Origin of the sequence: Sphingomonas sp. CL5.1 (assembly GCF_013344685.1) — a bacterium.
GTDB lineage: Bacteria > Pseudomonadota > Alphaproteobacteria > Sphingomonadales > Sphingomonadaceae > Sphingomonas.
On record NZ_CP050137.1, the window covers coordinates 2,913,771 to 2,930,790 of the forward strand.

Genomic DNA, 17,020 nt, shown 5'->3' on the forward strand with positions numbered 1-17,020 from the left:
CGTGGCGGAGGCGCCCCTTAACGCGCGTCGGGCGGAACCGCAATTGCCGTAATCGCCGGGTGCCGCGTTCAGACGCGGCGCCCGGCGGTCGTCATGTCATTCGGCAAGGACCTTGGCCGCCCCGGTGCGATAGCGATCAAACCAAGCGATGATCGCCGAAGCCTTGGCAGCGCTCTGCGAGGGGCGGGCGGCGAGGCCGCCGTGGCTGGCGCCGGGCACCTTCACCAGCGCGGTGGGCACGCCGCGGATCTGGAGCGCGGCATAATATTGCTCGCTCTCGCTGACGGGCGTGCGGTAATCCGCGCCGCCGACCACGACCAGCGTGGGCGTCTTGACGTTGCCGACGAGGCTCAGCGGCGAACGGTTCCAGTAGCTCATCGGGTCTTCCCACGGCTTCTTGGCGAACCAGTAGCGCGAGGTGAAGACGGTGTTGTCCATCGTCAGCGCCTCGCTCGTCCAGTTGATGACCGGCTTCTGCGTCGCGGCCGCCTTGAAGCGATCGGTCTTGCCGACGATCCACGCGGTGAGCACGCCGCCGCCGGAACCGCCGGTGACGAACAGATTGTCCGGGTCCGCCGTGCCGTCCGCGATCGCCGCGTCGACCGCCGCCATCAGGTCGTCATAGTCCTGGCCGGGGTAGTTCTTGTCGATCAAATTGGCGAATTCCGCGCCATAGGAGGTCGATCCGCGCGGGTTGGTCCACAGCACGGCATAGCCGGCGGCGGCATAGAGCTGCACGTCGGTGGAAAAGCCGGGGCCATAAGCGCTGTTCGGCCCGCCATGGATTTCGAGGATCAGCGGCACCTTCTGCCCCGGCTGGCGACCGGGCGGGGTGGCGAGCCAGGCGTCGATCGCGCGACCGTCCGGCGCGGTGACGGCGATCTTGCGCACGGGGGCGAGCGCTTTCGCCTCGAGCAGGTTGGCGTTGAGGTCCGTCAGCCGCCGCGTCTTGCCGCCGGACCATACCCATATGTCGGCGGGCGCGCTGGCATCGCCGCCGGTATAGGCGACCACGCCGCCGCGCGAGACGGAGAAATCGCCGCCGGTATAAGGCCGGTCGATCCCGCCGCCGGTGATATTGTCGGCGATCGGCGTCAGATGGCCGTCCAGCGTCACGCGCGCCAGCTTGCGTTTCCCGTGATCGTCGTAACTGGCGTAGAGGCTCTTGCCGTCTGCGCTCCACGCCGCATCCTCGATCGCGCGATCGAGCGAGGCAGTCAGCGAGCGCGGCGCGTCGGCCGTGTGGCCGCCGACATAGAGCTGCGTGTTCTCATAGCTGCGGTGGTGGTCGTCGAAGCCGAGCCACGCGATGCGCGCGCCATCGGGGGAGAAGACCGGCGCATTGTCCGGCCCGTCGCGCGTGGTGAGCGTGCGCAGCCCGCCGGTCGCGGCATCGACGGCATAGACGTCGCTGTTCATCACCTGCCGTTCGGCATCAGGGGTGCGGATCGCCGAGAACAGGATGGTGCGACCGTCCGGGCTCCACGAAAGCGGGCCGCTGTCGTCGAACTTGCCGAAGGTGAGCTGGCGCGCGCCGCCGCCGTCGGCCGAGACGACGAAGACATGGTCGTTGCCCGGCTTGATATAGCCGCCGCCATCCGCGCGATAGTTGACGCGGTCGATCACCTCCAGCGGCTCGGCCCATTTCGCCCCTTCGGGCTTGGCGGGGGCCTTGCCGAGCGTGGTCGGTTCCCCAGCGACCGTCGCGATATAGGCGAGGCGGCGGCCGTCCGGCGACCAGGCGAGCGCATTCGGATCGTTCGGCAGCGTCGTCACCCGCGTCGCCGCCTCGCTGCCCAGCCAGCGGACGAACAGTTGCGGATTGGTCCCGTCCGATGCGACATAGGCGATACGCGTGCCGTCAGGCGACCAGCGCGGGCTGGAGCCGCTCGCCACGAACGGTGTCTGCCGCCCGGTGGCGACGTCGACCAGCCACAGCGAGGATTGCATCCGGTCGGTCATCACATCGCCGGAGCGACGGACATAGACGATGGTGCGGCCGTCCGGGCTGATCCGCGGATCGGCGGCGATCGAAAGCTGGAACAGGTCGCCGCCGGTGAAGGCGCGGGTGGGCGCTTCGGCGGGTGCGGCATTGGGCTGGACCTCCGCCAGCGCCGGCACGGCGGCCGTGGCGAGAAGAAGGGCGGCGATAAGGCGCATCATGATTCCCCGAATTTGTTATTATGGAAGGAGGGATGCTGCGCGGCATCGGCGCTGGCAAGGGCGATATGCCTGCTCTGCTCGTGTTTTTCACGACGGGCTGTGAGTGGACCGATCGGTCAGCGCCGCGCGGACGGCGGCTTGCAGGTCCGGCAGCATCTCCCCCTCGAACCACGGATTGCGCGCGAGCCACGGCTGGTTGCGAGGCGAGGGATGGGGGAGGGGCAGCACGCCGCGCGGCAGATATTCGTGCCATGCCTGTACGGTATCGCCGAGCGTCGCGTTGCGCGCCCCGCCGAGATAGCTCGCCAGCGCATATTGACCGATCAGCAGCGTCAGCCCGATATCCGGCAGCAGCGAGGCGAGCCGGGCGTGCCAGCGCGGCGCGCATTCCGGCCGGGGCGGGTTGTCGCCCGAGGCCGCTTTGCCGGGATAGCAGAAGCCCATCGGAATGATCGCGACCTTTTCGGGATCGTAGAATTCGGCCGGCGTAAGGCCGATCCACGCACGCAGGCGATTGCCGGAGGCGTCGTCCCACGGGATGCCGCTCTGATGCACCTTGCGGCCTGGCGCCTGCCCGACGATACGCAGCCGCGCGTTCCGTCCAGCCTGCACCACCGGGCGCGGTTCGTGCGGCAGGTGGGCGGCGCACTGGCGGCAGCGGCCTATCTCGTCGAGCAGATCGGCCAGCGGCCTGTCATCGGAGGCGATCGGCATGGTGCGTCAGAACAAGCTGGCCTGTTCCGGCGGATAGGTGATCGCCGTGCCCTCGACTTGCGCGAAGGGCGTCAGCCGGTGGGGGCGCCAGTCCGTCTCCGACAGGATCTCGATCACCGGCACGTCGCGGACGACCAGCGCGTCCGCGATCAGCGAACGGTGGCAGCGCCATGGCACCGCCTCGGCGCACATGATCGCGGTCCGCCGCTCCTTGCCGAGCGCGATCAGCTCCCCGACGGCCTCACGGAACGCTGCTGTCTGCATGTGGTCGGCATAGCCGCGAAAGCCATCGTTGCGCCAACCCTTATTGGGCGAATCCGCATGGGGATGCCGCAACCCGCCGAGCGCCGGCATCGCGGCATAAGCGATGTGCGCCGTCGCGAGGCTCTCGGCGAGCGCGTCCGCGTTGAATTGCGGATTGTGGCGCGAGCGGGGCACGGTCCGCACGTCGACCAGCCGCGCGATGGCGTAGGCGGCGAGCAGCGCCAGGAAGCGTTCGATCGGCAGCGTCGAATGGCCGACGGTGAAGATCGTCCCCGCCGGCCATGTGTCGCCGTCCCCGGTCATCCCGCCGCCTGCATCACCGCGCGGTTCAGCGCGAACTGGGTGAAGGGCTTGTTGAGGCGGCGGATTTCAGGCCCCAGCCCGGTCGGCGCCTCGCCATAGCCCGTCGCCAGGATGATCGGCAGCGCGGGGCGGCCTTCGCGGGCCTTCGCGACCAGCTCGCTCCCCGTCATGCCCGGCATGATCTGGTCGGTGATGAGCAGGTCGATATCCGCATGTTGCGCGATCAGCGCGAGGGCTTCGTTCCCCGATGCGGCGCCGAGCACCTTGTGGCCGAGGTCCTCCAGCAGGGCGATGGTGTTCTTAAGGATGAGAATATCATCGTCCACCACCAGGATATTGTGCGGCGTCCCGACCGGCATCGCTTCGGGCGTTCCGTCCGGTGTCGGCTGCCCGACTCCGCCCTTCCTCACCGGCAGCCAGATATGGGCACGCGTGCCCATGCCGACCTCGCTCTCCAGCTCGAACGCGCCGCCCAGTTGATGAAGATAGCCATGCACCATCGACAGGCCCAGCCCGGTGCCCTTGCCCACCCCCTTGGTGGTGAAGAACGGGTCGCTGGCGCGCGCCAGCGTGGCTGCATCCATGCCACTGCCCTTGTCGGTCACCGTCAGGCGCACGTAGCGGCCGGCCCGCAGCCCGGCGACCTCGCCATCCGCGACGTTGCGGTGGATCGTGTCGATGGTGATCGTGCCGCCTTCTGGCATCGCGTCGCGCGCGTTGACGGCCAGGTTGAGCAGCGCCATCTCAAGCTGGTTCACGTCGGCCGATACGGTCGGCAGGTCGGCGCGGAAGCGGGTTTCGAGGATGAAGGTCGGCCCGAGCGAACGTTGCAGCAATTCCATCATGTCGGCGACCAGCGCCGGGATGTGGACGATCTCCGTGGCAAGCTCCTGGCGCCGTGCGAACGCCAGCATCCGCTGGGTGAGCGCCGCCCCGCGCTCCGCCGCCTTGACCGAATTATCGAGGAGCGAGGTGACCTGCGGATTGGCCGGTATCCGCTTGCGCAGCAGTTCCAGGCCGGACAGCACCGCCGCCAGCAGATTGTTGAAATCATGCGCGATGCCGCCGGTAAGCTGCCCGATCGCCTCCATCTTCTGCGACTGGAACAGCGCCTCGCGCGCCAGCTCCAGCTCGCGATGAGCCTGATCGCGCTCGGTGACGTCGCGGGTGATCTTGGCGAAACCGATCAATTGCCCCGCATCGTCATGGATCGCATCGATCACCACGCTGGCGCGGAAGCGGGTGCCGTCCTTGCGCTGGCGCCACCCCTCCGCCAGGTAGCGGCCTTCACGCCGCGCGGTTTCCAGCGTGCGTGCCGGCTCGCCGCGTTCGCGATCCTCGTCGGTGTAGAAGGCGGAGAAATGGCGTCCGACGATCTCCTGCGGCGTATAGCCCTTGATCCGTTCCGCGCCGGCGTTCCAGCTCGATACCCGCCCATCGGTGTCGAGCATGAAGATCGCATAATCGGTGACGCCCTGCACGAGCAGGCGGAACTGCGTCTGGCTCCGCTCCAACGCGGCCGAGCGTTCCTCGACGCGCTGCTCCAGCGTCTCGTTCAACTCGCGCAGGCGATCGGCGGTGGCGCGCAGCTCCACCTCGGTCCCGGCGCGCTCGACATGCGCCCAGCTCCGCTCCGCCACCTCGCGGACCAGCGTCAGGTCGCTGGCCGGCCATTGGCGCGGCGCGGCGTCGTGGACGGCCATCAGCGCGATCAGCCGCTGTTCCTTGACGAGCGGGATGCAGATCGTCGCGCGGGCGCCGAGCCGGTCGAACCCCGCGCTTTCGCCCGGCGGCAGGTCGCCGCGGCTGTCGTGGATGATGAGCGGCTGGCCGGCGTTGAGCCGCTCGACCGCCATGCCGCCGAAATCGGCTAGCCGGTAATGGCCGACGATCGAGGCGATCCCCGCCCGCGTCCAGTCGCCCCGGATGGTGAAGCCGTCGCCGTCCTCGTCCATGTCGGCATAGGCGCAGATCGCGACGCCCAGCTTCTCGCCCAGCATCCGGGTGGTGACCGCAAGGATCTCGTCGGCATTGGTGGTGGAAGCGGTCCGCTTGCCGAGCGTGTCGAGGAAGCGGAGCGTCTCCTCGCTTTCGCGCAGCGCGGCGGCGGCCTTCACCATCGCCGTGGTTTCCACGACCACCGCGAGCACGCCCGCCGGGCGGCCGGTGTCGTCATAGACCGGCGAGTAATCGAGGTTCATCCACACGTCCTCGAACCTGCCGGTGCGGTTCAGGCTGAGAACGTGGTCCTTGTACGCGAGCGTGCCGCCGGCCAGCCCGACCTTCATCACATTGTCGTTGAAGTCGGCCACCTCCGGCCACCCCTCGCGCACCCGGCAGCCCAGGATGCGGGGATGATTGTCGCCGGCGAACACCGAATAGCCGTCGTTGTAGAGCATGATGCCGTCCTCGCCCCACAGCATCACCATCGGCACCGGCGAATGGACGATGAAGGCGACGATCGCGCGCAGGCTCTGCGACCAGCCCTGGATCGGCCCGAGCGGCGTGGCGCTCCAGTCATGGTCGATGATGCGACGACCCATCTCGCCGCCGGTTTCGAGCAGGGCGCCGTATGCGGCAGATTCCGTCACGACTTCCAGCACACCGCTCCCTTCATTTTCGCGACATCTATACGCAAATAATGGACGAGCAGTTCCCTGCGGTTATTCCAGCGGAGGGCGGCGGGTATGCCAGTCGGTCATCGTCTGGAAACGGTGCGCGGCTTGCAGCAACGCGGCTTCGGCGAAATGCGGGCCGACCAGTTGCGCGCCGCATGGCAAGCCATCATCGCTGAACCCCGCGGGAAAGGTGATCGTCGGATGGCGCGAGACGTTGAATGGCAGCGTCCAGGCGAAGAAGCGCTCGAATTCCTCGCCGCCCGCCGCCATAGCCGCGTCCAGCTCCGCCACCGGACGCGCCGGATGGGGCAGGGCGGGCGCGAGCAGCAGGTCGATTTCCCCGAAAATCGCGTTCATCTGGCCGGTAAAGCGATCCGCCGCATTGATCGCCGCGGCGACCTCGCGCGCGGCGGTTTCCGGCGCCCCGTCGAGCATCGCGGTCAGCGCCGGACCATAAGCGCTCGCGTGCGCCGGATAGCTCTCGCGATGCGCGTCGGCGACACCGGCCGTCAGCAATGGCGAGAAGGCGGCGGTCTCGCCGACGGGGGCGGAGATCGTCCTGATCCGCGCGCCTGCCGCCGCCAGCGTCTCCGCGACATGCCGTAGCGCGTCGACGATCGCGGCGTCGCTATCCCGCTCGATGCGCTCCCAATCCACGCCGATCGTCATGCCGCTGATCGGCTTCGCCAGCACGCCGGCATAATCGGGGACGGGGGTGGGCGCGGCGGTGGGATCGCGCGGATCGGCGCCGGCGATGACGCCGATCATCGCCGCCACATCGACCGCGCTCCGCGCCATCGGCCCGATCGTGTCGAGCAATTCGACCAGCGGCCAGACGCCGTCGCGGCTGACGCGGCCCCAGGTGGTCTTCAGCCCGGTTATCCCGTTGAAGGCGGAGGGGATGCGCACCGAGCCGCCGGTATCCGATCCCAGCGCGGCGACACACAGCCTCGCGGCGACCGCCACGCCCGAGCCGCTCGAGGAGAAGCCGGAGGAATAGCCCGCGCGCCACGGATTGTCCGGCACCGCCACGTCCGGATGGTGGAGAATCGTGGCGCCCTCGGTCATCGCCAGCTTGCCGAGGATGATCGCGCCCGCGCCGCGCAGCCGCTCGACGATGGTGGCGTCGCGCGCCGCGACATGGCCGGCGCGGTACGGCATCCCCGCCAGCGTCGGTTCCCCGCCGATGTCGATCAGGTCCTTGATCGCGATCGGGATGCCGTGGAGCGGGCCGCGATCGAAGCCGGCGGCGAGTTCGCGATCCGCCCGCGCCGCATCATCGCGCGCCTTGTCGTGCAGCAGCCGGGCGAAGCTGCGCAACCGGCCGTCGAGGCGATCGACACGATCGAGGAACGATTCGGTCAATGCCCGCGCGCTGATCCTTCCGCCGCGCAGATCGGCGCCCAGCGCACGCACGTCCTTCACCAGGCACGAGTCATCCAGCGACGCCATAACACCTCTCCATCTCGAATTTTTCCGTGAAAGTTAGTAAACTACATATTGCGCGGGGAGCAACCTCCGGCATCCTATACCCTTAGTACTTGAAGTAATTTCCCCGACGCTGTAGGGGCCGCCGCGATTTTGACCGCGCAAGAACGCGCAAGGAGGGGACAAGTGATGCGGCGAGGGCGTTTGGGGATTTTTCTGGCCGGCGGCGCGATGCTGGCGATGGCCGCCACGGCACATGCGCAGACCGCTCCGGCGGCCTCCACGCAGGAAGCCGATCCGTCCGAGATCATCGTGACGGCGACCAAGGAGAAGCAGACGCTCCAGCAGGTTCCGATCTCCGTCGGCGTCGTCAACGGCAAGGCGATGGCCGATCAGGGCGTGCGGCTGTTCACCGATCTCCAGTCGTCGGTGCCCAATCTCCAGATCGACAACACCAACGGCAATTACGCGATCACCATCCGCGGCCTCGGCTCCGGTTCGAGCAACCTCGCGTTCGAGCAGTCGGTCGGCCTGTTCGTCGACGGTGTCTATTCGAGCCGCGCGCGCTCGCTCCAGGTGCCGTTCCTCGACATCGAGCGGGTCGAGGTCGTGCGCGGTCCGCAGGGCGCATTGTTCGGCAAGAACACCAATGCCGGCGCGATCAGCATCATCACCCGCCGCCCGACGCGTGATTTCCAGGCGGAAGCGCGGATCGGCGGCGAGATGGAGCATGGCGGCTTCAACGCCAGCACCTATGTCTCCGCGCCGATCAGCAACACGCTCAGCCTGCGCCTCAGTGGCGAGGCGGGCCGGGCGGACGGCTATATCGACAACCGCCTGACCGGGCAGAAGGACAACAGCTCGAAATATCTCGCCGGCCGCGCGCAATTGCTGTGGCAGCCGACCAGCGATTTCGAGGCGCTGCTGAAGGTCGAGGCGTTCCGCAACGAGATCGACGGGTCGAACGCCGTCTACAACAATCTCGGCGCGGCGAGCTGCGCGCTGTGCAACCTCGTCCGCAACGCGAGCGGCGGCGCGAACGCCCAGCAATATCCGGGTTTCTGGCGCACCAGCCGGGGCAATCCGGCGGAGTTCGACTTCACCAAGTCGCGCACCGGCGAACTGACGATGACCTGGACGCCGGACGACTGGAATATCACCTCGATCACCGCCTTCCAGAAGATCGACGCGTCGCGCACCTTCAACACCATTCCGGGCGGCTTGCCGCTGCTCAACACGTTGCAGGCGGAGCGCACCACGCAATTCTCGCAGGAGGTGCGCGCGGCGAAGAACATCGTCGACGGGATCAAGGCCACGGTCGGCGTGACCTATACCCACGCCGATTCCAGCATCCTCCAGGACGTTTACTACACCGGCAACGCCGCCGGGCTGGCGACCGTGCCGGACGGCCTCGCCCACCGACCGTTCGACCAGAAGAGCTGGTCGCTGTCGCCCTATGCGATCCTCGACGCCGATCTCACCAGCCAGCTCAAGTTCAACGGTAGCTTGCGCTACAGCTATGAGGACAAGACGGCGCGAGCGCAGAGCGTCTTCACCGGCGTGCGGCGGCCCGCGAACAACCTCGATTACGACCTGAGCGGCGAGCGTCGCGAGAAGCTGTGGGATTATTCGGCCCGCCTGCGGTACGAATTCAGCAAGGACATCTACGCCTATCTGAGCTACGCCACCGGCACGAAGGGCGGCGGCTTCATCTCGAACGACGGCCTGCTGCTCTACAACATCATCAACAACAAGGGCCGCTTCGATTTCGATTCGGAGCGCGCGCGGTCGTGGGAACTGGGCACCAAGATGCGGCTGCTCGACCGGCGGCTGGATATCGATGTGGCGCTGTTCCGCACCAAGTTCCACAATCTCCAGGTCTCGTCGTACAACGGCACCGCGTTCATCACCGGCAACGCGGCCGAGGCGAAATCGCAGGGCGTCGAGCTGGATACGCGCTTCCGGCCCAACCACGTCCTGTCGATGGGTCTTTCGGGCGCCTATCTCGATGCGAAATATATCGATTATCCGGGCGGCCCGTGCGTCTACAACGCGCCGTCGACCTGCTCGCCGCTCACCAACAACCTCGCCGGCTCGCCGCTGGTGCGCGCGCCGAAGTGGAAGGGATCGGGCTATGTGCAGGTCGACGTGCCGGTCAGCGCCGATCTCGTGCTGACGGCGCGCGGCTCGGCGGATCACACGACGCGCTCGTACATGCAGGGCGATCTCAACCCGCTGAACAGCCAGGCACCCTATACGCGCTACGACGCGCGCATCGCGATCCACAACAGCGGCGACAAGTGGGAGATCGCGCTGGTCGGCCGCAACCTGTCGAACGAGGTGATCGCGACGCAGGCGTTCAACACGCCGCTGCTCTATACGGCGGCGAGCAACAGCCACGTCGTGATGATCGCGCCGCCGCGCACCATCTCGATCGAGGCGATGATCCGGTACTGAGGGCACAGGCTCCCGAAGGATCAGAGGAGGCGACGCCAGAGGAGGGCGCATGGGCGAGGATCAACTGTCGGCCGAAGCCGGTTCGCCGATCGAGAGCAGATCGATCGGCGGGTGCGGGTCGGACATGGCCAACCGCGCCACGCCCTTCCTCGAAAGCCATTGGTATGTCGCGGCCTGGGCCGGGGAGATCGGCACGACGCCGCTTGCCCGGACGATCCTCGACCGGCGGATCGTGCTCTATCGCGATGCGGCCGGCGTGGTGGCCGCGCTCGCCGATCGCTGCCCGCACCGTTCCTATCCCTTGTCTCGCGGCGAGGTGAAGGGGGACAGGATCGTCTGCGGCTATCACGGGATAGAGTTCGGCCGGGACGGGCGATGCGCGCTCGTCCCCTCGACGGGGAACGCGCCGGGTGCGCTTCGGGTGCGCGCCTATCCGGTGGTGGAGCAGGGGCCGTTCGTATGGATCTGGATGGGCGATCCCGCCGCGCCGCGCCATGACCGGCTGGTCGATCAGCCGTGGTTCACCGAGCCGGGCTGGGCGCACGTCACCGGCTATTTCCCGATGCGCGCGCACTATCTCGGCCTGCACGAGAACCTGATGGACCTCTCCCACTTCCCGTTCCTGCACGGTGTGGCGGTGGGCAAGCCGGAACATGCCACCGCGCGTCCGAAAGTGACGGTCGAGGGCAATGTCGTGCGCTCGGTCGTGGAGCATCGTGACGTCACGGTGATGCCGGCCTACGGGCGCCGCGCCGGTTTCGCCGGGCCGGTCGATCGCGTCAGCGAATCCGTGGTGCCGACGCCGGCGATCCATCTCGGCAAGGTGGTGATGCGCGAGGCTTCGGGGCGTGGCGAGGCGCATGTCCGCTATATCGTCCATTGCCCGACGCCGGAAACGGAACATAGCACGCATTATTTCTGGGCGATGGCGCGCAGCCATTTCATCGACGACGAGGATATTGACGCGGAGATGCGCGCGCTCGGCGAGAAGGCGTTCCGCGAGGACAAGGCTGCGCTGGAGGCGATCGAGGAACTCGTCGTCGCCGAGCGCGACCCGGCCTTCCGCGAACGGCTGATCGCGAGCGACGAGGCGGGCGTGCAGCTCCTCCGCGCGCTGGCCCGGATGGAGCGCGAGGATCGTGCGGACGCGGTCGCGGTGGGAGCGTAACGCCACCTGCCGCGTTGACCTTTCCTCGATAGCGGGGAGAAGCGGGTGCGCGTTGGTTCGATCGGTTCGTCTTTGGCGGTGCTGCTGCTGCTCTGCGCCTGCGGTTCGAATGGAAAGGGGAGCGGGCAGCCGACGGGCGAGGTGGCCGCCGCGAGATGGAGCGAAACCACCGCGCGCCAGTTGCACGAGGCGATCGCCGCCCGCGCCGCTCACGGCCTCGATCGGCTGCGCTTCGAGGATATCGCGCCGGGCGCGCCGCTGGACGACGCCGCGCTGACCCGCGCCGCGCTCGCCTACGCCGCCGCGCTGGCGCGGGGGGCGAGCGATCCGACGAAGCTCTATCGTGTCTATACCTTGCCGCGACCGACGCCGGACCTGTCGCGCGGCCTCGCCGCTGCGCTCGCCGATGGGAAGGTGGGCGAGTGGCTGGCGAGCCTCGCGCCACAGGACGACGGCTATCGCGCGCTCTCGCGCGCCTATCTCGCGTTGCGCGGGCACGGAGACGCGCCGCCGGCGATCCCACAGACTGCGGCGGCGCTGAAGCCCGGCGCGACCGATCCGCGCATTCCGGCGATCGCGCGGCAACTCGCCGCGTTCGACTATCTCGACGCATCGGCCGCGCAAGGCGAACGCTATACCCCCGCGATGGTCGCGGCGGTGCGGCGGATGCAGGCCGACTACGGGATCACGCCCGACGGCGCGATCGGCGACAAGACGATCGCGACCCTCAACCTTTCCGACGCCGACCGCGCCCGCGCCATCGCCGTTGATATGGAGCGGCTGCGCTGGCTGGAGCGGACGCCGCCGGCCACGCGGATCGACGTCAACATCGCCGCCGCCCGGCTGACCTATTGGCGCGACGGCAAGATCGCCGACACGCGCAAGGTGATCGTCGGCAAGCCGGATACCGCGACGCCCCAGATCGGATCGCCGATCTTCAGCCTCGTCGCCAATCCGACATGGACGGTGCCGCGCTCGATCGAGCGCAAGGAGATCGCCGGCAAGGGGGCCGCCTATCTGCGCCGCAATGACATGATGTGGAAGGATGGGCGGGTCGTGCAACGGTCCGGCCCGCGCAACGCGCTCGGCCTCGTCAAGTTCGACATGCGCAATCCCTATGCGATCTACCTGCACGACACGCCCGCGAAGCAATTATTCACGGCGGTGCAGCGCGAGCGCAGCCACGGCTGCGTCCGCGTCGAGGACGCGCTGGGCTTCGCCGGGATGCTCGCGCGCGACGAGGGCGTGCTCGATCGCTGGAACGCGGCGCGCGCGCACGGCAAGGAAGCGTTCGTCGGCCTGCCACGGGAAATCCCGGTGCGGCTGCTGTATCAGACGGTGCTGCTCGACAAGGACGGCGACCCGATCGTGCGCGGCGACCCTTATGGATGGAATGACCGGATCGCGACGGCGCTGGGCTTCGGCGTTGCCGGCGCGGCTCATCTGCGCGCCGGTTCCGGCGATCTCGGGCCATGATCCGCGCCCTTCGGTTTTCCGCGCGGAAAGGGTAGGGAATAGCGCCCCCAATGATCGGAAGGACGTCGTCCGATGGATTTCCCGCCTGCTGTTCCGGTGTCGGTCGCATGAGCGCGCGCGACGATCTGCTCGCATCGCTCAACGAATTGCTGGAGGCCGAGCGCGCCGGCGCCCGCGTCGCGCTCGATGCGCTTAAGGACGCCGTGTCGACGAAGGCGGAGCATTTGCTGCGCGACGTCCGTGCCGACGAATCGCGCTGGTGCGCGATGCTCTCCCATCATATCGCGCGGCTGGGAGGGCAGCCCTCGCGGCAGACGGGGGCGTTTCACGGCAAGGCGATGGCGATCGCCGACCCGATCGCGCGGCTGGCGTTCCTCAATCGCGGGCAGGCGTGGGTTGTGCGCAGGCTGGAGGCGTTGATGCCCGGCGTCGCGGATGACGATGCATTGCGCGGCGATCTGCAGGCGATGTGGGACAGCCATCGCGTCAATATCGGCCGGACCGAGGACTTCCTGACGACGCTGAAACAGCCGGCGGATCAATCAAAATAATTGCATCCATAGCGCTAAAATATGTGCTTTTTTGCTTGATCGGCGGGGCGTACCTTGCGCGCGGGCGACGATCCGCCATTTCCCGCTGGATTGCCCGGCTTCGCGAGAACCCATCCCGCGCGCCGGACGCTGGACGCCGGGCAGCGGGCGCGGTCGTCTCCGGCGGAGCCAGGAGGCGGCGATGGTCGAGGCGGTTGCGGGAAGAAGCGAATTCAGAAGCGATTATGTCGGGGCGCGGCACGACGAGCACAAGCCGCGTTTCTTCACCCGCTGGTTCATGTCGACCAACCACGCCGCGCGTGTCGATCCAGCCGGTCGCCAGGCTGACGGGGGTTTCCTTGTCCAGACCCGGCGCGATCGTGCCGTAGACCATCGCGCCGTCGTAGGCGATGCGGTTGGCGAGGTCGAACATCGGGCGATCGCAGCGGCGATGCACGGCCAGCGGCAACCCCACCCAGGTCTTGCCGCCCACCGGCTCGATCATGCGCCCCCACGTGGGGAAAGTGGGGAAAGTGCAGTACGGTGGGGAAACTGGGGAAAGTGCTAGCAACTCCTCACTTTGCACCACTGCCCCCACTTCACCACATTCCCCACCTTGCGGGGTTTCCCTACATGCGCGCCCGCGCGTACCTGCATGTGGTCAGTTCTCGCTCTCGCCGTCCATGGGCGGGTTCTTTCGAGCCAGCGCCAATCGCCAAGCGACTACGTTCTTGTGGCGACAGGTGTGGCAGGAGAACGTCCCATGCTGGTCGTATTTCATCTCCCAGAAGAACCGCCACGGAATGAGGTTTGTCGCGCCGCAGTTATCGCAATCGATGTTTGCCGTTACTGACTCGAATGCGAATTCATCGCCATCCCTCGTTACCATCCATGTGTTTTTGCAATCAGGGTTGATGCAGTGAATATGCTGCTTCTCGCGTAACAGCTTCTCGCGCCGCTTGTTCGTAGTTCCGCATGAACAATCGAATGAGACCTCCATGCCAATGCCCGAGAAGGTCATCGTTCCCTTAGCCAGCCGTTCCAATTCGGCGACAACTTCTAAAACCTTGACTCGAATTTCATCTTTGTCCCCGTAGTCCGGTATATGGTCATCTTTGTCCTTTGGCAGGCGGGCATGTAGCGCCAGACGGGCGACGGCATTCCACATTTTGACAATCTTCTTTGCATCGAAGCCTACCTCGGTGCCGACCTTGACGTATTCCTCATCCTCCAGCTTAACGCCTTCGCGGGCAGGGTTCTTGCCGATGCTTAACGTCATCGTGTCCGTAAGGTGGGCATCGACATCGCTTATTAGTGTATTGATGACTGCGCCCGGCTGCCACCGGCGCAACTGGTCGTGCGATTATAGGCGTGCCGTTGGCGTAGCCTGTCGTAGACGACTTTCTCCAGCGCCAAGCGGCACTCAAGCGCAGCATAGGTGATGCTAGCTTCGGTATCCTGTTCAAGTAGTGCTTTGTTGCGATCAATGATGGGCTGAAGTTGGATCATAGCCCGACTGTGACACAGGTTGCTTGCGTGGTCACCACATGCAGGCCGGGTGCCGCCGCGCTGGAGCGCGACAACACCGCGCTCGTCCCTGCTGTTAGGGCAGCCCCGGCCTGCCCTGCGCGCGGCTTGCAGCGCCCCGTGCCCGTGTGGTCATCACCCCCAAATCGCCGACCCACAAATATGCTTTTTCACAGCCTCACGCTTTAGAACCAACCTAAGTGACTGTTATTACAAATAAATCGCTTGAGGACCTTCAAGCGGCCTCCCTAGCTTGTAGCCAATGTCTAGCCGCGAGGTTAGTCTTTCTCCTCCTGCCTGACGCTGCCAGCACCCTGCACCCTCGGGCGTGGGGTGCTGCTATGAGCAGCTAGAGCGGCTAGAAATACGCTAGAAAGCAAATCGCACGGCGCTTTTGGAGTGATCCCCTTGCGGGGTAAGTGACTGAATTTACTAGGGAATTTTGGTGGGCGCACTTTTTTTTAGGGCTCGAACCTAGGACCCGCTGATTAAGAGTAAGTAAGGTCTCATAAGTTATTGATATTATTATATTTTCCCGTTTTCCGTTAAGCGAATTCCAAATCCCATTTCGAACGCCTTATATGGAGGATTTTATGCGATAGACCCCGTCATTTCCAGGCGTTTTTTCGAGCCCTTTTCGCGCTTCGAGACCCACTGAAAAATGATCAGCGGGTCCAAAACGCCCTTGGCAATTGTAATGCTCAAATATGAGCAATTATCTTGCATTTTCCTGTCTAAATGCTCATATAGGGACAATGTTTGAAACGCCAGCAGAAATTGCCGAGGCCCTGGGCACCCGTATCCGTGTGCGCCGGCTCGCTTTGGGGTGGGGACAAGCGGAGGCTGCAAGCCGGGCGGGCGTATCCTACAGCACCTGGCGTCGCATGGAAGCGGAGGGCAAGGCATCGATCGATGATCTGGTCCGCGCAGCCATCGCCCTGCGGTGCGAACAGGATCTGAGGGCGCTGTTTCCCGAACCTGTGGCAACCAGCATGGATGCACTGCTTGACCACCAGCAAAAAGCAGTTGGGAGTGCACTGAAACGTCGAACTCGCGCCCCACGGCGAACGGCATGAAACTCGTTCCCGGCAGGCCGTTGCTGATTGGGCTGTGGCAGGATGAAACCGGCGCGACGCAACCCGTCGGCCGGCTGGCGATAGCCAATGGCTTGGCGCAGCTCGAATGGTCATCCGAACTGATTGCCGGCGGACAGCCGGTCGCTCCGGCGCTCTACCCGCTTGAGCCTGGCCTGCATCAGGCACGTACACGCGATTTCGACGGGCTCCATGGCTTTCTCGCTGACAGTCTCCCTGAAGGGTGGGGGGCGCTGGTGATGAAGCGGCGGTTGGCGACGCTTGGTGTTCGATGGGATGATCTCAACGGTGTCGATCGCCTCGCTCTGGTTGGGCGTCAGGGCCGTGGCGCACTTGTATTTGAGCCCGCGACAACGCCTGCCGAAGATGTGCAGACGCTCGATCTGGACGAACTTGCTGCCGAAGCCCGTTCGATTTTGTTGGGGGACGAAGGAAGGTTGGCCGACACACTGGCCACCTTGGCGGGGGCTTCGGGTGGCGCGCGACCCAAAGTTCACATCGGCTTTGCGCCAGGCGGAGAAATCTGCCTTTCAGATGGAGAATTGGCGGCTGGATTTGAGAGCTGGATCGTCAAATTTCGTGCTTTGACCGATCCCGTCGACATCGGTCCCGTCGAGGAAGCTTATGCACGCATGGCGCGTGCTGCCGGAATCATGGTGGCGCCCTCTCGCTTGTTGCCCGCGAAGGACGGCCCCGGCTATTTCGCTACGCAGCGCTTCGACCGACCCGAACCCGGCCGACGATTGCACATGGTGTCGCTGGCGGGCGCGGTGGAAGCGCCGTCGCATATGCCGAGCATCGACTATGACGGCTTTCTCCGCGTGGTGCACGGCATCACCCGGCACGCGGGGGATCTTGAGCAGGCGTTTCGACGCATGCTGTTCAATATCCTAGCCTATAATCGGGACGATCATACCCGCCAGCATGCATTTCTGCTTGGTGCCGACGATCAATGGCGCCTTGCGCCTGCCTATGATCTGACCTTCTCGAGCGGTCCCGGCGGCGAACATTATCTGGCCGTGGAAGGGGAGGGGCGCACGCCAACCCGCGCCCATGTGCTGCGTCTTGCCAAACGGCATGGCCTTTCGGAAGCGCAGGTATCGGAAATGATCGATGCTGTTCGGAGCAGCATTACCGATTGGCCGAGACATGCCGAAGACCTCGGCGTTGGCGCTTCGCGCAATGAGATCGGTGAGCGGCTTGCTTATATCGACCGACTCTTTGGTTGACGGCCTCGTCCGCGAAAATCGTTCACGGGCCGTGAATTTCGCCACTGTG

13 protein-coding genes are annotated in these 17,020 nt (G+C 65.9%); 6 read left to right on the plus strand and 7 right to left on the minus strand.

Translation table 11 applies throughout. The annotated features are described in order from the left end of the window. Positions 1–96: 96 nt before the first annotated feature. The 5 genes from F9288_RS14080 to F9288_RS14100 form a co-directional block, all read right to left on the minus strand. Entirely contained in the window at positions 97–2,160 is a 2,064-nt protein-coding gene (locus F9288_RS14080; RefSeq protein WP_174839095.1) for a S9 family peptidase, read from the minus strand. Positions 2,161–2,250: 90 nt separating this feature from the next. Then, positions 2,251–2,877 carry a uracil-DNA glycosylase family protein gene (locus F9288_RS14085; protein WP_174837367.1) on the minus strand — a complete coding sequence of 209 codons (627 nt, stop codon included), beginning with the start codon at positions 2,875–2,877 and terminating at the stop codon, positions 2,251–2,253. Between the two features lie 6 nt (positions 2,878–2,883). Then, entirely contained in the window at positions 2,884–3,444 is a 561-nt protein-coding gene (locus tag F9288_RS14090; RefSeq protein WP_174837368.1) for a DUF488 family protein, read from the minus strand. Beyond that, positions 3,441–6,035: a PAS domain S-box protein gene (locus tag F9288_RS14095; RefSeq protein WP_217482534.1), complete on the minus strand. Its 2,595-nt coding sequence runs from the start codon at positions 6,033–6,035 to the stop codon at positions 3,441–3,443. The genes F9288_RS14090 and F9288_RS14095 overlap by 4 nt, the downstream gene beginning before the upstream one ends. 72 nt (positions 6,036–6,107) lie before the next feature. Next, complete coding sequence (locus tag F9288_RS14100) at positions 6,108–7,514, minus strand: amidase (protein WP_174837369.1); 1,407 nt, start codon at positions 7,512–7,514, stop codon at positions 6,108–6,110. A gap of 165 nt (positions 7,515–7,679) precedes the next feature. Here F9288_RS14100 and F9288_RS14105 point away from each other — a divergent pair, with 165 nt between their 5' ends. The 4 genes from F9288_RS14105 to F9288_RS14120 all read left to right on the plus strand — a co-directional run bounded on the left by F9288_RS14105 (position 7,680) and on the right by F9288_RS14120 (position 13,142). Further along, complete coding sequence (locus F9288_RS14105) at positions 7,680–9,947, plus strand: TonB-dependent receptor (protein ID WP_174837370.1); 2,268 nt, start codon at positions 7,680–7,682, stop codon at positions 9,945–9,947. 49 nt (positions 9,948–9,996) lie between these two features. Beyond that, entirely contained in the window at positions 9,997–11,115 is a 1,119-nt protein-coding gene (locus F9288_RS14110; protein ID WP_174837371.1) for an aromatic ring-hydroxylating dioxygenase subunit alpha, read from the plus strand. A gap of 45 nt (positions 11,116–11,160) precedes the next feature. After that, positions 11,161–12,591 (plus strand): L,D-transpeptidase family protein, encoded by a 1,431-nt coding sequence (locus F9288_RS14115; RefSeq protein ID WP_254620890.1) that lies wholly within the window; start codon positions 11,161–11,163, stop codon positions 12,589–12,591. Positions 12,592–12,698: 107 nt separating this feature from the next. After that, complete coding sequence (locus tag F9288_RS14120; protein WP_174837372.1) at positions 12,699–13,142, plus strand: DUF6306 domain-containing protein; 444 nt, start codon at positions 12,699–12,701, stop codon at positions 13,140–13,142. Here the strand turns inward: F9288_RS14120 and F9288_RS21935 are convergent. Further along, the gene (locus tag F9288_RS21935; protein WP_217482535.1) at positions 13,078–13,626 is read right to left on the minus strand and encodes a hypothetical protein; all 549 of its coding nucleotides are present in this window, start codon (positions 13,624–13,626) and stop codon (positions 13,078–13,080) included. The two genes, F9288_RS14120 and F9288_RS21935, sit on opposite strands and share 65 nt — an antisense overlap. A 156-nt stretch (positions 13,627–13,782) precedes the next feature. Beyond that, positions 13,783–14,400 (minus strand): hypothetical protein, encoded by a 618-nt coding sequence (locus F9288_RS14130; RefSeq protein WP_174837373.1) that lies wholly within the window; start codon positions 14,398–14,400, stop codon positions 13,783–13,785. 955 nt (positions 14,401–15,355) lie between these two features. Between F9288_RS14130 and F9288_RS14135 the strand changes: the two genes are divergently transcribed. After that, the gene (locus tag F9288_RS14135) at positions 15,356–15,724 is read left to right on the plus strand and encodes a helix-turn-helix domain-containing protein (protein ID WP_217482536.1); all 369 of its coding nucleotides are present in this window, start codon (positions 15,356–15,358) and stop codon (positions 15,722–15,724) included. Continuing rightward, on the plus strand, positions 15,721–16,971 hold the full coding sequence (locus tag F9288_RS14140) for a type II toxin-antitoxin system HipA family toxin (RefSeq protein WP_174837374.1): 1,251 nt from the start codon (positions 15,721–15,723) through the stop codon (positions 16,969–16,971). Before F9288_RS14135 ends, F9288_RS14140 begins: the two co-directional genes overlap by 4 nt. Positions 16,972–17,020: the final 49 nt, after the last annotated feature.

Bases quoted from the DNA above. Each gene is read 5' to 3' on its own strand.
- F9288_RS14080 (WP_174839095.1), bottom strand. From the start codon at position 2,160: ATGCGCCTTATCGCCGCCCTTCTTCTCGCCACGGCCGCCGTGCCGGCG.
- F9288_RS14085 (WP_174837367.1), bottom strand. From the start codon at position 2,877: ATGCCGATCGCCTCCGATGACAGGCCGCTGGCCGATCTGCTCGACGAG.
- F9288_RS14090 (WP_174837368.1), bottom strand. From the start codon at position 3,444: ATGACCGGGGACGGCGACACATGGCCGGCGGGGACGATCTTCACCGTC.
- F9288_RS14100 (WP_174837369.1), bottom strand. From the start codon at position 7,514: ATGGCGTCGCTGGATGACTCGTGCCTGGTGAAGGACGTGCGTGCGCTG.
- F9288_RS14105 (WP_174837370.1), top strand. From the start codon at position 7,680: ATGCGGCGAGGGCGTTTGGGGATTTTTCTGGCCGGCGGCGCGATGCTG.
- F9288_RS14110 (WP_174837371.1), top strand. From the start codon at position 9,997: ATGGGCGAGGATCAACTGTCGGCCGAAGCCGGTTCGCCGATCGAGAGC.
- F9288_RS14120 (WP_174837372.1), top strand. From the start codon at position 12,699: ATGAGCGCGCGCGACGATCTGCTCGCATCGCTCAACGAATTGCTGGAG.
- F9288_RS21935 (WP_217482535.1), bottom strand. From the start codon at position 13,626: ATGATCGAGCCGGTGGGCGGCAAGACCTGGGTGGGGTTGCCGCTGGCC.
- F9288_RS14130 (WP_174837373.1), bottom strand. From the start codon at position 14,400: ATGACGTTAAGCATCGGCAAGAACCCTGCCCGCGAAGGCGTTAAGCTG.
- F9288_RS14135 (WP_217482536.1), top strand. From the start codon at position 15,356: ATGAGCAATTATCTTGCATTTTCCTGTCTAAATGCTCATATAGGGACA.
- F9288_RS14140 (WP_174837374.1), top strand. From the start codon at position 15,721: ATGAAACTCGTTCCCGGCAGGCCGTTGCTGATTGGGCTGTGGCAGGAT.